Origin of the sequence: Nocardioides sp. NPDC058538 (genome assembly GCF_042719275.1) — a bacterium.
Classification (GTDB): domain Bacteria; phylum Actinomycetota; class Actinomycetes; order Propionibacteriales; family Nocardioidaceae; genus Nocardioides.
On record NZ_JBHXNY010000043.1, the window covers coordinates 23,563 to 39,400 of the forward strand.

13 protein-coding genes are annotated in these 15,838 nt (G+C 63.2%); 8 read left to right on the forward strand and 5 right to left on the reverse strand.

Going from position 1 to position 15,838, the window contains the following annotated elements; genetic code table 11:
- Positions 1-74: 74 nt before the first annotated feature.
- Both ACFWQC_RS25315 and ACFWQC_RS25320 read left to right on the forward strand, forming a co-directional pair.
- On the forward strand, positions 75-1,403 hold the full coding sequence (locus ACFWQC_RS25315) for an NAD(P)H-binding protein (RefSeq protein WP_378684603.1): 1,329 nt from the start codon (positions 75-77) through the stop codon (positions 1,401-1,403).
- Positions 1,404-1,522: 119 nt separating this feature from the next.
- Positions 1,523-1,906 carry a luciferase family protein gene (locus ACFWQC_RS25320; RefSeq protein WP_378684606.1) on the forward strand — a complete coding sequence of 128 codons (384 nt, stop codon included), beginning with the start codon at positions 1,523-1,525 and terminating at the stop codon, positions 1,904-1,906.
- 105 nt (positions 1,907-2,011) lie between these two features.
- On the opposite strand, the gene ACFWQC_RS25325 is transcribed toward ACFWQC_RS25320, so the two are convergent.
- On the reverse strand, positions 2,012-3,028 hold the full coding sequence (locus ACFWQC_RS25325) for a LacI family DNA-binding transcriptional regulator (protein WP_378684609.1): 1,017 nt from the start codon (positions 3,026-3,028) through the stop codon (positions 2,012-2,014).
- A 704-nt stretch (positions 3,029-3,732) separates the two neighbouring features.
- Here ACFWQC_RS25325 and ACFWQC_RS25330 point away from each other — a divergent pair.
- The 4 genes from ACFWQC_RS25330 to ACFWQC_RS25345 all read left to right on the forward strand — a co-directional run bounded on the left by ACFWQC_RS25330 (position 3,733) and on the right by ACFWQC_RS25345 (position 7,505).
- Complete coding sequence (locus ACFWQC_RS25330) at positions 3,733-4,620, forward strand: FAD binding domain-containing protein (RefSeq protein ID WP_378684612.1); 888 nt, start codon at positions 3,733-3,735, stop codon at positions 4,618-4,620.
- Complete coding sequence (locus tag ACFWQC_RS25335; protein ID WP_378684614.1) at positions 4,617-5,147, forward strand: (2Fe-2S)-binding protein; 531 nt, start codon at positions 4,617-4,619, stop codon at positions 5,145-5,147. The genes ACFWQC_RS25330 and ACFWQC_RS25335 overlap by 4 nt, the downstream gene beginning before the upstream one ends.
- 393 nt (positions 5,148-5,540) lie before the next feature.
- Positions 5,541-5,873, forward strand: a complete 333-nt coding sequence (locus tag ACFWQC_RS25340; RefSeq protein ID WP_378684617.1) for a DMT family transporter — start codon at positions 5,541-5,543, stop codon at positions 5,871-5,873.
- A gap of 39 nt (positions 5,874-5,912) precedes the next feature.
- Entirely contained in the window at positions 5,913-7,505 is a 1,593-nt protein-coding gene (locus ACFWQC_RS25345; RefSeq protein WP_378684620.1) for a PucR family transcriptional regulator, read from the forward strand.
- 27 nt (positions 7,506-7,532) lie between these two features.
- Here the strand turns inward: ACFWQC_RS25345 and purU are convergent, their stop codons facing one another.
- Both purU and ACFWQC_RS25355 read right to left on the reverse strand, forming a co-directional pair.
- Complete coding sequence (gene purU, locus ACFWQC_RS25350) at positions 7,533-8,384, reverse strand: formyltetrahydrofolate deformylase (protein WP_378684622.1); 852 nt, start codon at positions 8,382-8,384, stop codon at positions 7,533-7,535.
- Positions 8,384-10,834, reverse strand: coding sequence for an FAD-dependent oxidoreductase (locus ACFWQC_RS25355; protein WP_378684625.1), 2,451 nt, complete (start codon positions 10,832-10,834; stop codon positions 8,384-8,386). Before ACFWQC_RS25355 ends, purU begins: the two co-directional genes overlap by 1 nt.
- 255 nt (positions 10,835-11,089) lie before the next feature.
- Between ACFWQC_RS25355 and ACFWQC_RS25360 the strand changes: the two genes are divergently transcribed.
- Positions 11,090-12,028: a tetrahydrofolate dehydrogenase/cyclohydrolase catalytic domain-containing protein gene (locus tag ACFWQC_RS25360; RefSeq protein WP_378684628.1), complete on the forward strand. Its 939-nt coding sequence runs from the start codon at positions 11,090-11,092 to the stop codon at positions 12,026-12,028.
- Here ACFWQC_RS25360 and ACFWQC_RS25365 read toward each other — a convergent pair.
- Entirely contained in the window at positions 11,984-13,114 is a 1,131-nt protein-coding gene (locus tag ACFWQC_RS25365; RefSeq protein WP_378684630.1) for an XdhC family protein, read from the reverse strand. The two genes, ACFWQC_RS25360 and ACFWQC_RS25365, sit on opposite strands and share 45 nt — an antisense overlap.
- Before the next feature lie 422 nt (positions 13,115-13,536).
- Between ACFWQC_RS25365 and ACFWQC_RS25370 the strand changes: the two genes are divergently transcribed.
- Positions 13,537-15,669 carry an FAD-dependent oxidoreductase gene (locus ACFWQC_RS25370; protein ID WP_378684633.1) on the forward strand — a complete coding sequence of 711 codons (2,133 nt, stop codon included), beginning with the start codon at positions 13,537-13,539 and terminating at the stop codon, positions 15,667-15,669.
- Here the strand turns inward: ACFWQC_RS25370 and ACFWQC_RS25375 are convergent.
- Positions 15,650-15,838 (reverse strand): hypothetical protein (locus ACFWQC_RS25375; protein WP_378684636.1); only part of this gene is annotated, 189 nt, incomplete at its 5' end. The two genes, ACFWQC_RS25370 and ACFWQC_RS25375, sit on opposite strands and share 20 nt — an antisense overlap.

Sequence of the window (15,838 nt, forward strand, 5' to 3'; positions counted from 1 at the left end):
TGCGGTCGGGCCAATCAACTATGGGCGCTTGCCGCCAAGGACGTGCGGTCATGTGCACAACGAAAGGATATGCAATGAGTCGAGTGTTGGTCGTCGGCGCCAGCGGCAAAACTGGGCGACACGTCGTCCCCCGAGTCGTCTCTCGAGGCGCCGCGGTCCGGGCTGCCTCGCGCCACCCCGAGCGGCTCGATGTCGAGAGCGCCGATCCCGTGTTGTTCGACTGGCACGACGAGTCGACCTGGGGCCCGGTGCTCGAGGGCGTCGACGCTGTGTACCTCGTGAAGCCCGAGTCCACGGCCGTCGTTGAGGTGGTGGGCACGTTCCTCGACGCCATGGCTGCGGCCGGCGTAGGTCGGCTCGTGTTCCTCTCCGAGTGCGGTACACAAAACAGGCCGGACGACATCACCGAGCGGCAGGTGGAGCGAGTGGTGGAGGCCAGCGAGCTGGAGTGGACGATCTTGCGTCCGAGTTGGTACATGGAGGATATCGTCGACGAGGGGTTCTTCGGCCCCATGGTCCGCAATGATCGGGTCATAGTGATGACCACCGGTGGCTCGGCTACCGCATGGATCGACGCTCGCGACATCGCGGACGTCGCGGCGGAGCTGCTCGTTAACGGCGGGGCGGGGGGTCAGGCGCTCGATCTCACCGGTCCGGAGGCGCTGAGCCTCGACCAGCTCGCGGAGCGTATCTCCGCGGCCGCCGGCGAACCCGTCAAGGCTATCGAGGAGGGCGTTTTCGAGGCCGAGACCCGCATGCTCGCCGACGGTCTCAACGAGGGTTTCGTCGCCTATATGACCCGGATCTCTGAGAGCATCATCGTGGGGGATACGGCCATCGTCACGAGTGAGGTCGAGCGTGTGACCGGCCGTCCGCCACGCAACATCGACGCTTTCTTGGCCGAGCACGCGGCGCAGCTGCGACCATCCAACGCAACAGCGGGTGCGATGGACGCAGAGCAGGAACTTAAGCGCGCGCGCGACAACGAGGCCCTCTTCCGTCGACTGATTTCCGCATGGGCACGCAGCGATTTCGACGGCCTTATCGACTGCTTTGCGGATGACATGGTCTACACCGACATGCCCTTCCCGGACGATCCAGTCCGGGGCAAAGCGGCCTTCCGCGAGCACGTCGAGGGCTACAACTCCGTGTTCGCCGATGGCCAGGTCGAGGTGGAGTTCGAAACTCTGGTCGCGAGCAGCAGGACCGTCGCTGGCGAGCTGTTGTGCCGGGCCAGGTACGTCGGACCCGGCGCGCCAGAGAGTGGCGTGCCGGTCCGTTGGTACGCCACCCTCGTGGACACGATCGTGGATGGCAAGGTCGTCACCGAACACGTCTACTTCGACCCCGCAGCTTTCGACAAGGCCGCCCGGCAGGCGTCTGCCCTGGGCAGCGGCGACTAGCAGCGAGTCCGCCTGATATGGATATCGCTTTCTCTAGCGAGTTTCCGCGACGTCTGGGTCCGGCGCCAGAGGTCGTGGGGCCAGCGCCCCATGCTCAACGGTCGCAAATCGCTCCTGTGATGGTGCAGGAGGAACTCTGGTCGCGTATGCGTTCGTTGCCGTACGTTTACATGGCCCCCACGCTCGTGTCCGTGGCACACGCCCGCGCCCTGCACCTGGTGGAGGGCATCGGATCCGCACTGCCCGAAAGGTTCCAGCGCGACCGCGAGTTCGCGCATCTGCATCCCCATCACGACGGCAGTCTGCATCTTTCCCTCCCCAACTGGGCAAGAGATGTCGCCGCGCGCAGTGGATGGGGGATGCCCCACCCGGCTCAGGATAGCTTCCTTGTCTTCGGTCCCCGGGACCGTCGCGAACTCGAAGTGGTGTGGCATCTCGTTCAGCTGAGCTATGCGTGGGCGATGGGCGAGGTGAACGAAGAGGCGACCGACAGCCAGCGGTGACCATAGGGGCGCCCGCGTTAGCTCCCTGTGGGGCGGTGGGCCTGCTGCCTATCGACGCCGACGATGCTAGTACCACTTGCGACGGTCTCTGCCGCAAGGTATTGCTCAGGTCGAGGACCTGACAATGAGTTCAGTCTCGAGCTCGTGGCGCTCGATCGGGACGGACTCGCCGCGGATGGCGCGCAGCAGCAGCTCGACAGCGGTGACGCCCATCGCTCTGTATGGCTGCCGCGAAGTAGTGAGCTGAGGATCGAGCAGCAGGGCGGCTCGCTCGTCGTCGAATCCCGCGACAGCAACGTCATCAGGAACGCGTAATCCGTGCGCGCGCAGGGTGCGGAGCGCTGGTGCCGCCATGAGGTCTGCGATGCAGAAGAGCGCGTCGAAGCGCCGACCGCTAGTAAGGAGCGCATCGAGTTCCGGCCACAGGGCGCGGCTCTCATCCCAAGCATCGGCGCTTCCGACAATGAGGTCCTCGTCCACGCTGATTCCAGCTTCCTCCAAGGCATCCAGATAGCCAGCGACCCGCTCTTCGATGAACAATCCTTCACCCCACCGAGGGTCGCCGTTGGTCGGAGGTCGGCCGAGCGCGATTTTGCGATAGCCGGCGCTCAAGAGGTGCTGAACGAGCTCGCGAGCGCCCATTCGGTTGCGAGGTGAAACAGTTGGCAATCGGATGTTCCTACTGGTGTCGTCGATTGCCACCGCAGGGAATGAGATCCTGTCGCATGCTTGGCGGACTGCGTGTTGATCGGGTGTGCCGATGACGATCACGCCCTCAGTAGGCACGTTCACGAGGCCATCGATGACCGCGATGACACCTCCCTTCGCACCGGCGACGGGATGCACCATGAGTTGATAGCCCGCCTCCGCCGCGGCCTCGAACGCGGCACGCACGACGGGCTCCCACCATCCCCATTCGGCGTCGGGAACGATGGCGCTGATGGTCTGATATCCGCCGCTGCGCAATGCGCGGGCCGTGACCGATGGCCGATAGCCGAGCCGCTGGGCAACCTCGCGGACACGCTCGCGCGTGGCTGCGCTCACGTCCGGATGGTCGCCCAGGGCGCGCGAGACTGTCGCCGCCCCGACTCCGGCCTCCCGCGAGATATCCGTGAGTGTCACCCTACGAACCATGCTTCACCTTTCCTCCCTTGACCCATGGCAGTGCGCCGCCTAGCGTAGCGGAATCGTTTCCGGCAACGTTTCCGGAGTTGGCCACAGGCGATTTTCCCGTGGCCGAACCCTTCGTGCGCCAGGTGTTACGAAGACATCTACTCCAGTCGGCCAGGCCTACATGGGCATCCGCTGGCTAGCTATGCACGGAATCGGGATGTCCATCGTGCTGCCCGCGTCAGTGACAGTCCGGACCTCCGAGATCGACTCCGACGCAAAGGCTACGAGCTGCTCGATCGCCCCAACAGCTTGTGGCTCACGATTCGCTGCACTCAGGTATGTACACGACACCTCGCCTAGATCATTTGATCCGAGGAAAGCCCAGTGCCGACCTGACGTGGGGTGCTCCAGCGAGCGTTCCGTCACGAAGTCGCAGCGTCGCTCGCGATGTGGCTTGCGGACCTGCCACGGACGTCCTCGACCAGTAATGAGGCGCCTGGGCCAGGTCCCGAGGTTGGTCTCCCAAACACCCGCCGTTCGCTCGTTTGTCACCTCGTGACGAATCCGCCGCTGTCTTTGCCGGAGTGCGCAGTGGTGGGTTCTGCTCCGAGCAGTCAAACTCCTTGGAGCAGTTGCCAGACAGAAGGGTCACCGATGACTAGTGCAGACCGGTCTTGCCAGCGACACGGGGAACAGGCCCCGGAGGTGTTCCTATGAAGCCCCCGCCTTTCGAATATGCCGTTGCCGAGTCCCTTGAGCACGCGATCGGGCTCGTCGAGACCGACGAGGACGCAAAGTTCATCGCCGGGGGGCAGAGCCTTATCCCGCTGCTGAGCCTGAGGTTCGCAAGTCCCACCCTGCTTGTGGATATCTCGCGCATCGCTGAGTTGCGAACCGTTCAGAATCTTGACGGCACGCTCACCATCGGCGCCCTGACCCGGCACGCGGATATCGAGCACAGCCCAGTGGTCCGTGACGCCGTCCCCTTGCTCTCGTCAGCTGCCTCGTGGGTGGCGCATCCCCAGATTCGCAACCGCGGTACGTTTGGGGGAGCAGTCGCTCACGCCGACAGTGCAGCTGAGTTTCCAGCCGTGCTCCTTGCCACTGAAGCCACAGTCGTGACCTTGTCGCGCGAGGGCGAGCGGCGCATTGCGGGTGTCGATTTCTTTGGGTCGCATTTCCAGACCGCCCTCAAGCACGGAGAACTGGTCGTCGCTGTTGAGGTGCCGGCAGCGAACGAGCTGACGCGCTGGGGGTTTTCGGAGTTCGCGCGACGGACGGGCGACTATGCGATCGGGGGAGCGGCAGTGAGCGCGACTGTGGACATGCAGGGGCGGTGCACATCCGTTCGTGCGGGTCTCATCGCAGCTGGGCCGGGCCCTACCCTCGCCGAGGGCTTGGAGGCGGAGCTGGTTGGCCGCCATGTTGACGAATCTGCCGTTCAGACCGCCGTCGCCCTGGCGGCGAACTTGCTCGCACCAGAGGCCAACGTGCATGGAAGCAAGGAGTACCGACGGGCGGTCGTTGCGGAGTCGTTGCGGCGTGCCCTTCTTCAGGCGTTCGACCTTGCCGGCGCCGACATCGAGAGGAGATCTGCGTGAAGACCCATCTGACCGTCAATGGTGAGAGGTACGAGCGCGAAGTCGAGCCACGGATGCTCTTGTCCGATTTTCTGCGCCACGAACTTGGCCTCACGGGCACGCACGTGGGGTGCGAACACGGTGTTTGCGGCAGTTGCACGGTTCTGTTGGACGGAGAACCTGTGCGATCCTGCACGATGTTGGCAGTCCAGAGCGATAAGTGTCGGGTGACGACGGTCGAGGGGCTTGCTTGTGGCTCCGCCATGCACGGACTCCAAGAAGCGTTCTCGGCATGCCACGGCCTACAGTGCGGCTTCTGTACACCAGGGATGCTCATGACCTTGCTCCCTGTCTACAACGAGGCACGTCGACTGAGCGACGCCGAGATCCGCGAGGTCATCTCCGGCAATCTCTGCCGGTGCACGGGATACCAGCAGATCGTTGAGGCCGCTCGCAAGGCGTTCGACGAAGCTGCGGCAATGGCGGAGGACTCTGACCCTCCTGAGCTGGAGGACGCACCGTCGGTACCGGGCGTACCGACCGCGTGATGTGGTGCCTGTACGCGTGTGACGCTCAGGCGGTCTCGCGCACAGGACCGGATGGAGCTCTACTGGCTTGCAGGAATGCATGCACAAGCCATGAGTGCCGACGATTTCCATCGTTCCTTGTGAGCGGCAAGTCTGGCCACGACTAGGAGGCAAAGACATGACGTTTCCGACCTCTACGCAGTAAAAGCGCAAGGCCTATGCCGTAACCCCGGGGTGACTATCGCGTCTGTACCCGTTTAGCGGCGGTACATAGCGTATCAATCCGATTGATTGGGCCATGCGCTTCGGGAAGGCGATAAACGAGCGGGACAGGTCATGTCATCTTCACTGAGAATGGCCTAATCGTTCTCAATTGGTGGCGAGAGTCAAATCTACTTTGGGGATGGCAGAGAAATGACAGCCTACGGACTCCTGGCTCTGGCAGTCGCGGTCGAGGTCATAGCGACGCTCTCGTTGAGGGCCTCGAACGGATTCACGAGGCTTGGGCCGAGCCTATTGGTCGTAGGGGGATATGCCTTCGCATTTCTTCTACTTTCCTTGGTGCTCCAGCGCGGTTTGGATGTGGCTGTGGTCTACGCGCTCTGGTCTGCGGCCGGAATCGTCGTCATCACCCTGGTCGGGGTGCTTTGGCTGGGCGAGACGCTGGCCCCGGTACAGGTCATCGGCATGTTGTTGATCGTTGTTGGTGTTTTGGCGCTCGAGTTGGGCGCGCGTGTCCATGCCTGATTGCCGCACGGTCGCAGGGAAATCGATAGGTTTGTCCCCATGGCGACGCTGATTCCGGACGTGTCGGGCGATCATGACCGAATACACCTAACTGTCGGCCAGCTCGTGAATGATCCCTTCATCCGTACCCGGCTGATCGCTGGTCGCGGGGGACTTGAACGTCCGGTGACTTGGGCGCACACTTGCGAAGTCTCAGATCCGTGGAATTGGATGGACAACGGGGATCTGTTGATGACGGATGGATACGGGTTCCCGCCTGCTGCTTCTGAACAAGTCGACTTCATCCGTCACCTCGCGGGCGCGGGCATCGCGGCATTGACCCTCGCCGAGGGTTTTGTAGCGCCGCCGCTAACGCCCGAAGCAATCGCCGTGGCGGACGAGCTCTCGTTTCCGGTCCTGTTCACAGCTCGAAGTCTTCCTTTCGTAACCATCGCTCGTGTCGTTGCCGAGCGAAACCGGGACAGGTCCGGGTCTCGAGCCTCGCGAGTCCTGCGCCTGTACGACGTCCTACGTCGCTCCCAGTCTCGTGAGTTGGAGGATGAGGCAGACCTGCTCAGGCTTCTCGGAAAGGAGCTCGGCGCCGCCCTCAATGTCGTCGACATCCGGTTCGGGCGCGAGCTCGTTCCGTCACCGGTTGTGCTCAGTGACTCCCTGCGAGAAGCTACCGTTGGCAGGGCGCGTGAGCACCAAGGTCGGCTGCCTGGCTTCAGTCGTCTGCCAACCGAAACTGGGTCCCTACTCCTGGTCCCGGTGGGTGCGGGCGACGAAGCCGCACTCGCGGTGCGCGTCCTCAAGGATCAGGAACACGCAGACCTCGTCCTGATCCAGCACACAGCAATGATCGTCGGGCTCGAGGTGGAACGCCGTGCCGCTCTAGCGTCGCGGGCCCGCGACCGCGGATCCACTCTGGTCCGCCGAATGCTCGACGGCACGATTGACCCCGATCAGGCCTATTCACAGCTCTGCGCTCTGGGCATTGGCCCAGGACCTTGGCGTGTGACAGCTTGTCAGCGCAAAGGCTGTAGCTCGACGGGCCCCGCCGAGATACCCGAGCTCTTTCCGCGGTCAACCGACCACACCGCCGGCGGCCTAGCGCTGCCTGAGTGGGCGATCGTTCAGACGATCGTCAATGGCGTTCATCTTGTCTTGGTGACTGACGAGTTGTTCCATTCCAGAGAACTTGAAGAGAAACTCGCCGCATCCGGTGCAGTGGCGGGTGCCAGCCAGCCGTTTGCATCGGTCAGTCGATTCGCAGACGCGGCCCGTGAGGCGCGCTGGGCCCTCGAAGGAGCACAGGAGTCAGGAGCGCAATTCGCCGTCTATGGGTCGCACGGCGCCACCTTCATGCCTCGGACTGTCGCGGAGGGGGAGGCGGCGGTGCGTCGGTTGCTAGGTCCGGTCATCGACTATGACGCTGCGCACGACACTGAACTGATCCGCTCGCTGCGAGTCTATTTCGCGGTGAATCGCTCATGGCAGGAGGGCGCTCGTCGCCTGGGCATCCACAAGCAGACGTTGGTGTACCGCATCAGGAAGGTTGAGGAGTTGACCGGTGCTGATCTGCGGGAGTTCGGAACCCAGGCGGAGCTGTACCTTGCACTACGAACCTTGGATCTACTCAGCACAGAGTGATTATGCAGTGTGGCTCGGCCAGTTGGGTCATCGGAAAACCACCGTCTTAGAGCCGTTGAGGAGCACTCGCTGCTCGGCGTGAGCGGTCACGGCACGCGCTAGCGCAAGTGCTTCTAGATCGCGGCCGATGGCGATGAGATCGCTCGCATCCATGGTGTGGTCCGCCCGCGTGAAGTCCTGCTCGATGATTGGCCCCTCGTCGAGATCGGCGGTGACGTAGTGGGCGGTAGCCCCGATCACCTTCACGCCTCGGGCATACGCCTGGTTGTAAGGACGCGCGCCCTTGAAACTGGGTAGGAGGCTGTGGTGGATGTTGATGGCCCGCCCCGTCAGGTCCCTGCAAAGATCGTCGCTGAGGATTTGCATGTACCGCGCCAGCACCACCGTGTCTACGGCATAGGTCGCCACCAGCTTTCGCAGCTCGTCCTCGGCGCTCCGCTTGCTATCGGGCGATACAGGGATGTGGTGGTAAGGGATGCCGTGCCACTCCACCAGGTCCCGAAAGCTCTCGTGGTTGGAAACTACCGCCGAGATGGAGGCTGGCATCGAGCCCGTGCGGACACGGTGCAGCAGATCGTTCAGGCAGTGGCCCTGCTTTGAGACCATCACTAGCATGCGATGCGGCTGAGATGGGTCATGGAGTCGTGCTTCGGCATTGAGAGGCCCAGCAACCGTGTCCAGCAGCTCTTCACGTAGTGTGCGGAGATCGAGTGCGCCTTCGCGGGCCGCATGAACCCGCATGAAGAATAGGCCTGTGTCGACGTCGCCGAACTGCTGGCTGTCGCGGATGGTGAAGCCGCGGTCCGCCAGGAAGCCAGCGACGAGTGCCACAATCCCCGGTCGGTCGGTGCAGGACAATGTGAGGATGAGATCGCGCATCAGGACTTGGGCCTTTCGGACTTGGGGTCGTACATAGGACGGAGCGAGGCAGTTGCGGTGACTCGTTCGCCCGCGACTTCGATGCTGTAGTCGCCCTCTTCGAACCAGGAGCGCGGAACGACCTCGTCGGCGGTGACCCATCCGAGCGCTACGGCGCCGCCGAGCGCGTGCCCGTACTGGGCAGAGGCGACACGGCCGGCGAGGACTCCGTCGCGGTAGATCGGCTCGTCGTGGACAAGCTGCTGGTCGGGATCATCGAGCAAGAACTGGACCAGACGACGGTCGACGCCGCGGTTTCGGATCTTCTCCAGCGCCTCGCGTCCGATGAAGCCTCCGGGTTTGTCCCACTTGACGGTGAAGGAGAGCCCAGCCTGAATGGGGTCATCAGCCGCTGAAATATCGTGTCCCCAGCTGCGGTAGCCCTTCTCGAGGCGGAGGGAATTCATGGCGTGGTATCCGACTGGCCGAAGTCCGTGCGGGGCACCCGCCTGGCGGAGTAGGTCCCAGACGTGGTGCGCCATGTCACTGGGAATCAGCAGTTCCCAGCCGAGCTCACCGACGTAGGTGACGCGGGTGGCGCGGACGAAACCGAACCCGAGGTCGATCTCTCGCGACGCACCGAATGGGAACTCTGCGGCGGAGAGGTCGGCATCGGTGAGGGGTTGGAGGAGCCTTCGAGCTACGGGTCCCATGACAGCAACCATTGCCATGGTGCCGCTGACGTCCGCGACAGTGCAGAACTCGTCAGCGTCGATGTGACGCCGTAGTCGTGCCAGGTCGCGGTTCACGGTGGTTGGCCCCGAGAGCACCAGGAATTCGTGTTCCGCGGTGCGAGTGACCGTGACGTCTGCCTCGATACCTCCGTACTCGTTGAGCCATTGCGTGTATACGAGCTTGCCGACCTCAGTGTCGATGTTATTAACCGAGAGACGGCTGAGTACCTTTGCGGCGTCTCGGCCCTGAACCAGCAGCTTGCCGAACGAGGAGGTGTCGATCATGCCGACACCATCACGGATCGCGGAGTGCTCAGCGGCGGAATGCTCGAACCAGTTCGCCCGGTCAAAGGTGTACTTGTACTCCCGTGCCACGCCGGGAGGGGCATACCAGTTGGCCCGCTCCCAGCCGGCCAACTCACCGAAGACTGCACCCGCTGCCTTGGTCGGGCCATATAAGGGGCTGAGGCGCAGTTGACGTGCACTTGTGCGCTGCTGGAACGGCCAGTGGACGTCGTAGGCGAGGTCCAAGGTCTCGACGACCCGGGCTTCCAGGAAGCGCCGATTGACTTCATGCCGCTGCACTCGAGCTGGGTCTGTCTCGGGCAGGTCGATGGGGGAGCGGCCATCGATTATCCAGTCGGCAAGCACAGAGCCCGCACCAGGTCCCGAGAGGAAACCAACCGAGTTGAACCCCGCCGCCACGAAGTAGTTGCGCAGGTCGGGCGCTTCCCCCAGATGATAATGGCCGTCGGGGGTGAAACTCTCAGGACCCGAGAAGTGTAAGCGGATACCTGCGTCGGCGAGGACAGGGACCCGCTCCACCATCTTCTCGTAGAAGGGTCCCAGATGCTCCCAGTCCTCGGGAAGGTGGACGTACCCTTTGCTTCGTGGAATGCCTTTCGAGCTCCACGGGTAGCTGCCGGGTTCGAAGAACCCGACCATCAGCGCGCCCGCTTCGTCCTTGACGTAGGCGTACTCGTCGCCGCTCTTGAGCGTGGGCAGGTTGCGTGGCAGGTCCTTGATGGCTTCTGTGACGACGTAGTAGTGCGCGAGCGCTTGGAGTGGCACCGCCACACCGGCTTTAGCCGCGACCTCGCGCCCCCACATCCCGGTGGCGTTGACGACGTATTCCGACTCGATGTCTCCCGCGGACGTCGTGACGCCGCTGATGCGGTCACCAGTCGTTATGAAACCGGTTACCTCGACGCCTTCGATGACGCGGGCGCCGCGAGCCGTGGCGCCGCGTGCCAGGGAGATCGTGGTGTCCGTAGCGGTGCCGCGTCCGTCTTCGGGGAAGTAGAGGCTCCCGTGGAGACCCGCCGGGTTCAGCAGTGGGTGGAGTTCAAGCGTCTGATCCACGGTGAGCAGTTGTGCGTCGATGCCGTTGCTGCGTACGACGCTTGCTTGGTGTCTGATCTCCTCGAGACGTTGCCTCGACGTGGCCAGGTTCATCGTGCCGGTCTTCACAAAACCCGTCGAGAAGCCGGTGTCCGCCTCAAGGTCTTGAAAGATCTCTAGGCTGCGCTGGACCACCTCACGGGTCCCCCACGTGCCACGGGCCTGGGTGACGAGCCCGGCAGCGTGCCACGTCGTACCCGAGGTGAGCGTGTTCTGCTCGAGGAGCACGACATCGCTCCATCCTCGGCGCGCCAAATGGTAGGCGGTACTCGCCCCGATGATGCCGCCACCCACGATCACGACCTGCGCGCGAAGGGGAAGTTGCTGCTCTCCCATGGATCCACCTTTCCGTCGATGCCCAGCCTCCGCCCGATGCCGGCCGTTGTTCCATGCGTCGAAGTGTCGACGTGGTGCAGTCCTCTTGTTCGATCGATCAACCCAGGGGTGTCCAGGTCGACTAGACGATCGCCGCAGTCGGTGGGCGCGACTCATCCGATCTGCCACTTACGTTGCAGCAGGGTCCGAGGCACTGTTTTCGCGCTAGTAAGACAGCCGCCTCAGCGCGGTGCATGCGAAAGGTCGGGCACACAGATGGGACGGAAAGCCACCGTTATCGACGGCAATCGAGCGGCAAGCGGGGTGAAGGATGGTCTGAGGGCTCGTGTTGAGGCATTGGCGGGCGTCGGCCGACGGCCGGGACTCGGAACCATCCTGGTGGGTGACGACGCCGGCTCTCGTGCCTACGTCGCTGGCAAGCATCGCGATTGCGCGGAGGTGGGCATCGAGTCGCTGCGTATCGAGCTGAGGGCGTCGGCAAAACACGACGACGTGCTCGCGGCCGTCGCTCAGCTGAATGCCGATCCCCGCTGCTCTGGATTCATTGTGCAGCTTCCACTCCCGCGACATATCGACACACACGAAGTGCTGAACGCCGTGGACCCGGACAAGGATGCCGACGGCCTACACCCCACCAACCTCGGTCGTCTGGTGTTGGGGCAACCCGCGACGCTGCCATGCACTCCGCGGGGCATCTTGGAACTGTTGAGGGGGAACGATGTTCCGATCACGGGTTCGCAGTTTTGCGTTATCGGGTGTGGAACCACCGTCGGTCGGCCCCTCGGACTGATGCTGACGAGGCCGAGCGAGCACGCCACAGTGACGATGTGCAATGACGCGACCATCGACGTCGCCGCACACACGCGTGTCGCCGACGTGGTGATCGCCGCGGCTGGCGTCGCGCACCTGGTGAAGCCGTTTTGGATCAAGCCTGGCGCGACAGTGCTGTCGGTGGGAATCACCCGTACGGTTGAAGGCATCCTCGGGGATGTGCACCCCGATGTCGAACAGGTCGCAGGCAAATGGACGCAAGCTACCGGCGGTGTGGGACCCATGACGCGAGCGATGCTCCTGAAGAACGTCGTCGAACTGGCGGAGCGTGCTGCGTCTCCAGGCGATTCAACGACATCGACGACATCGACGAGAATGTCAACCCGAGTGATGGATGGCACCGCGTGTCTCCCGCAGGGGTGACCCCGTGCCGCCCCAACGGTGCGCGATGATCTCGGCCGCAATGCTGACTGCAGTTTCTTCGGGAGTCCGGGCTCCAAGATCCAGGCCGATAGGGCTCGACAGTCGATCGAGCTTTTCCTCGCCAACACCCATTTCGCGAAGCCGGGCGAGGCGGTCGCTGTGGGTGCGGCGAGAGCCCATCGCACCGATGTAGGCGGCAGGAAGGTCTAGAGCGCATTGCAGTAGAGGAACGTCGAACTTCGGGTCGTGGGTGAGCACCGTGATGACCGTACGCTGGTCAATGCGTCCAGCGTCGTGCTCCTTCGCCAGGTAGCGGTGTGGCCAGTCCACGACCACCTCGTCGGCCGCCGGAAACCGAGCCTGCGTTGCGAACACTGGTCGTGCATCGCACACCGTCACCTCGTAGCCGAGAAAGGACCCGACACTCGCAACCGCAGCAGCGAAGTCGATGGCGCCGAAAACGAGCAGCCTTGGCTTTGGTGCGAATGACTGGACAAAGACCCTCATGCCCTCGCCGAGCCGCTCGCCGTCGGGTCCGTAGGTCAGCAAACCGTTGTGACCGACGGCGAGCATCCCCAAGACGTCATCCGCGATCGCCTTGTCAGCGCTCAGGCTTCCCAGTGTTCCTGCCGTGGGCACGGCGACGCCTACTGAGCGAACCACGAGACGTCGACCAAGCCGGGCGGGATCGGGGTGGTCGACGACCGTCGCGAGTGCTACGGGACGTCCACTGCGGACGTCGTCGACAACGTCAGAAAATTGGGGGAAGGACGTTCTGTCGAGACGCTCGGCGAAGATCTCGAGCTTTCCACCGCAGGTCAGGCCGACGGCAAACGCATCATCGTCGGAGTACCCATACTCTTCAAGCACCGGTGCCCCGTCAGCCACGACCTCGCGTACGAGCTCATAGACCGCCCCCTCCACGCACCCGCCTGAGACTGAGCCGTGGACGGTCCCGTTGGCCACGACCGCCATGGCAGCACCGGGGTCTCGAGGGGCCGAGTTCGACGTGCTCACAACAGTGGCGAGACCCACTGGTTCACCGTGGTCCCACCATTTCGTGAGTTCCTCCAAGATCTCGCGCACCGTATTTCCTTCCTCGCGATGTCGGCTAACCGTTGCAGTGCGACACCAGGTCGACACGAGGCCTGGGCGGCAGTCACCACATCAACCTAGGAGAGAATCTGGAACGCTACGTACACCGAGGCGGGCAAAGGTCCGCGGGCTGCTTGCAGGTAACCGGCAACAGGTCCTCGACCCTCAGGCAGGTAGTAGTTCATTGTCGACGATGGCAGGGCTCATGCCCCTCCGGAACCAGTTGCAGAGATCCGGCAGGATGTGGTCTTCTTCCGTCTCTTCATGACAAGGGGAAGTCAAGGCGTCCGCCCTAGCGTTCCTCCATGATTGCGCCGGCTGATATGAACGATTAGGTATGTCGACGGTGCCGAACGCCTAGTTTCGGCGGGATACCGGACGGTGCTGTCCCGCGATCACCGACGTTTATCAACATGAGGTCCGTACTCGTGCTCCCAGCTGAACATCACAAGGTCCTCTTCGAACCAATCGACATCGGGCCCAAGACTCTCCGTAACCGCCTTTACAATGTCCCGCACGGCACCGCCTACGGGACGCTCCGCCCGGCCACCTGGGCGTCATACCGGGCAACTCGCGCGGAAGGCGGATGGGCAGCCGTGTCGACGGAATTTTCCAGTGTCGATCCCAGCAGTGACGAGTGGCCCTTACACTCAAGCGACATCTGGGACGAGGAAGACGCCTGTCGCCATAAACTGATGGTGGATTCCGTGCATGATCATGGCGCGCTGGCCAGCATCGAACTCCATCACGGCGGCGTCCACGCGCTGCGTCGACTCTCCCGTGAGCCCGCTCTCTCCGCGTCCGGCATGTCCTCTGATCTCCCTCCGCCGGCGTGCCCGCCGGGGACTCCGAAGATCATGAGCCGGAACGACATCGAAAGGGTCCAGCAGTCCTTCGTAAACGCAGCGGTGCGCGCTCGCGATGTCGGTTACGACATCGTGGACGTGCTTGCGGGGTACGGCTACCTGTGCGCGCAGTTCCTGTCGCCCTTTCACAACCACCGTACGGACGGGTACGGCGGATCGTTGGGGAACCGCGCACGGTTCTGGCTCGAGACGCTCAGCCAAGTCCGCGACGCCGTGGGTGCTGACTGCGCCATTGCCACGCGATTAGCAGTCGAAACGCAAGGTCCGTGGGGACAGAGCATTGACGACACCGTGGCGCTGGTACGAATGGCCGATCCGCTTGTCGACCTCTGGGACCTGAACGTCGGCTCCCTGGATTGGGGGAGCGATATCAGTCCCTCGAGGGTCATTCCCGAAGGCCACAACCTGGAGCTCTTCGGGCGTGTGCGCCGCGCTGCGGAGAAGCCGGTGGTGGGAGTGTCACGACTGACAAGTCCTGATCTCATGGCGCAGGCAGTACGATCTGGGCTCATCGACATCGTTGGATCCGCCCGTCAGTCAATCGCGGATCCTTTCTTCCCGCAGAAGGTCCTAGAGGGGCGCACCGAGGACATCCGCGAATGCATGGGGATCAACCACTGCATCAGCAGCCTCGACCGGGGAAATCTCACCTGTGCACAGAATGCCACCGCGGGCGAGGAGTTCAGGCGAGGGTGGCACCCGGAGCGTTTCGACATTCTCGCCCGTCCCGAAGTCAGCGTCCTGGTTGTGGGCGCCGGTCCAGCGGGTATGGAGGCGGCGATCGGTCTGGCGAAACGAGGAGCGGACATGGTGCACCTCGTCGATGCCTCGGAGCATCTCGGCGGGCATCTTCGACCAGTCGGGCGACTGTCGGGTCTGCAGGAATGGACGCGTTTCATTGACCATCGGATGATCCAAATTGGCAAGCTCCCGAATCTGCAGTTCATACCGTCGACCAGGTTGGATGCAGACGACATCCGCGACTACGGGGCATCACATGTGGTTGTCGCGACCGGGGCCCGGTGGTCAGGTACGGGGCTCACGCCCGGGACGCATGCCCCACTGGAGGGCGTAGTCGAAGGGGCCGACTGGGTGTTTACCCCCGAGCAGGTGCTGATCAATGACCGGCGTCCTGCTGAAGGGAGTCACGTCACCGTTTACGACACTGACGGCTATTACATGGGCGCTGGCGTTGCCCAGCTCCTCGCCAACGAAGGGTACAAAGTCGATCTTGTCACACCACATGCTCAAGTGGCGGCTGAGACGGATATGACGTTGGAGGGATCGGCCATCCGTGATGCGCTTCACAGCAGCGGCGTGGCGATGCATCGTGATGTCTCGTTGAGCTCGGCCCAACGCGGGCGGATCCATGGAGTGGGTCAATTCGAGGAGCCCTTCACGCTGGGCACCGACGCACTCGTGTTGGTGACTGTGCGGGTCCCGGTCGACGGTTTGTACCAGGACCTCGTCCGTGATCACGAGGCGCTGGAAGAAGCGGGAATCGAAGCTGTCCACTGCATCGGGGATGCGCTGTCGCCGCGCCCGCTGGCCGATGTCACGTTCGAGGGTCACAGACTTGCGCGCGAGTTCGAGTCGCCCAACCCAGCGATCGCGCTCCCATACAAGCGTGAGCCGCTGCGGCTTGTTCGGAGGGGCGCATTCAGCGATCCGCTGGACTGATCCCCGCGGCAAGGCCCAGCGAATCAAATGATTCGATAGTCACGTCGATCGGTGGGTGATCCAACCAGTCAGTCAGTTGAGTCCCCGATAGTGGTGTAGCGCGGTCGCCCAGGTCGTTGCCGGCGTGTACGTCGGACGACGGTGCGGCCACCGCGTGATCCTTCGAGTT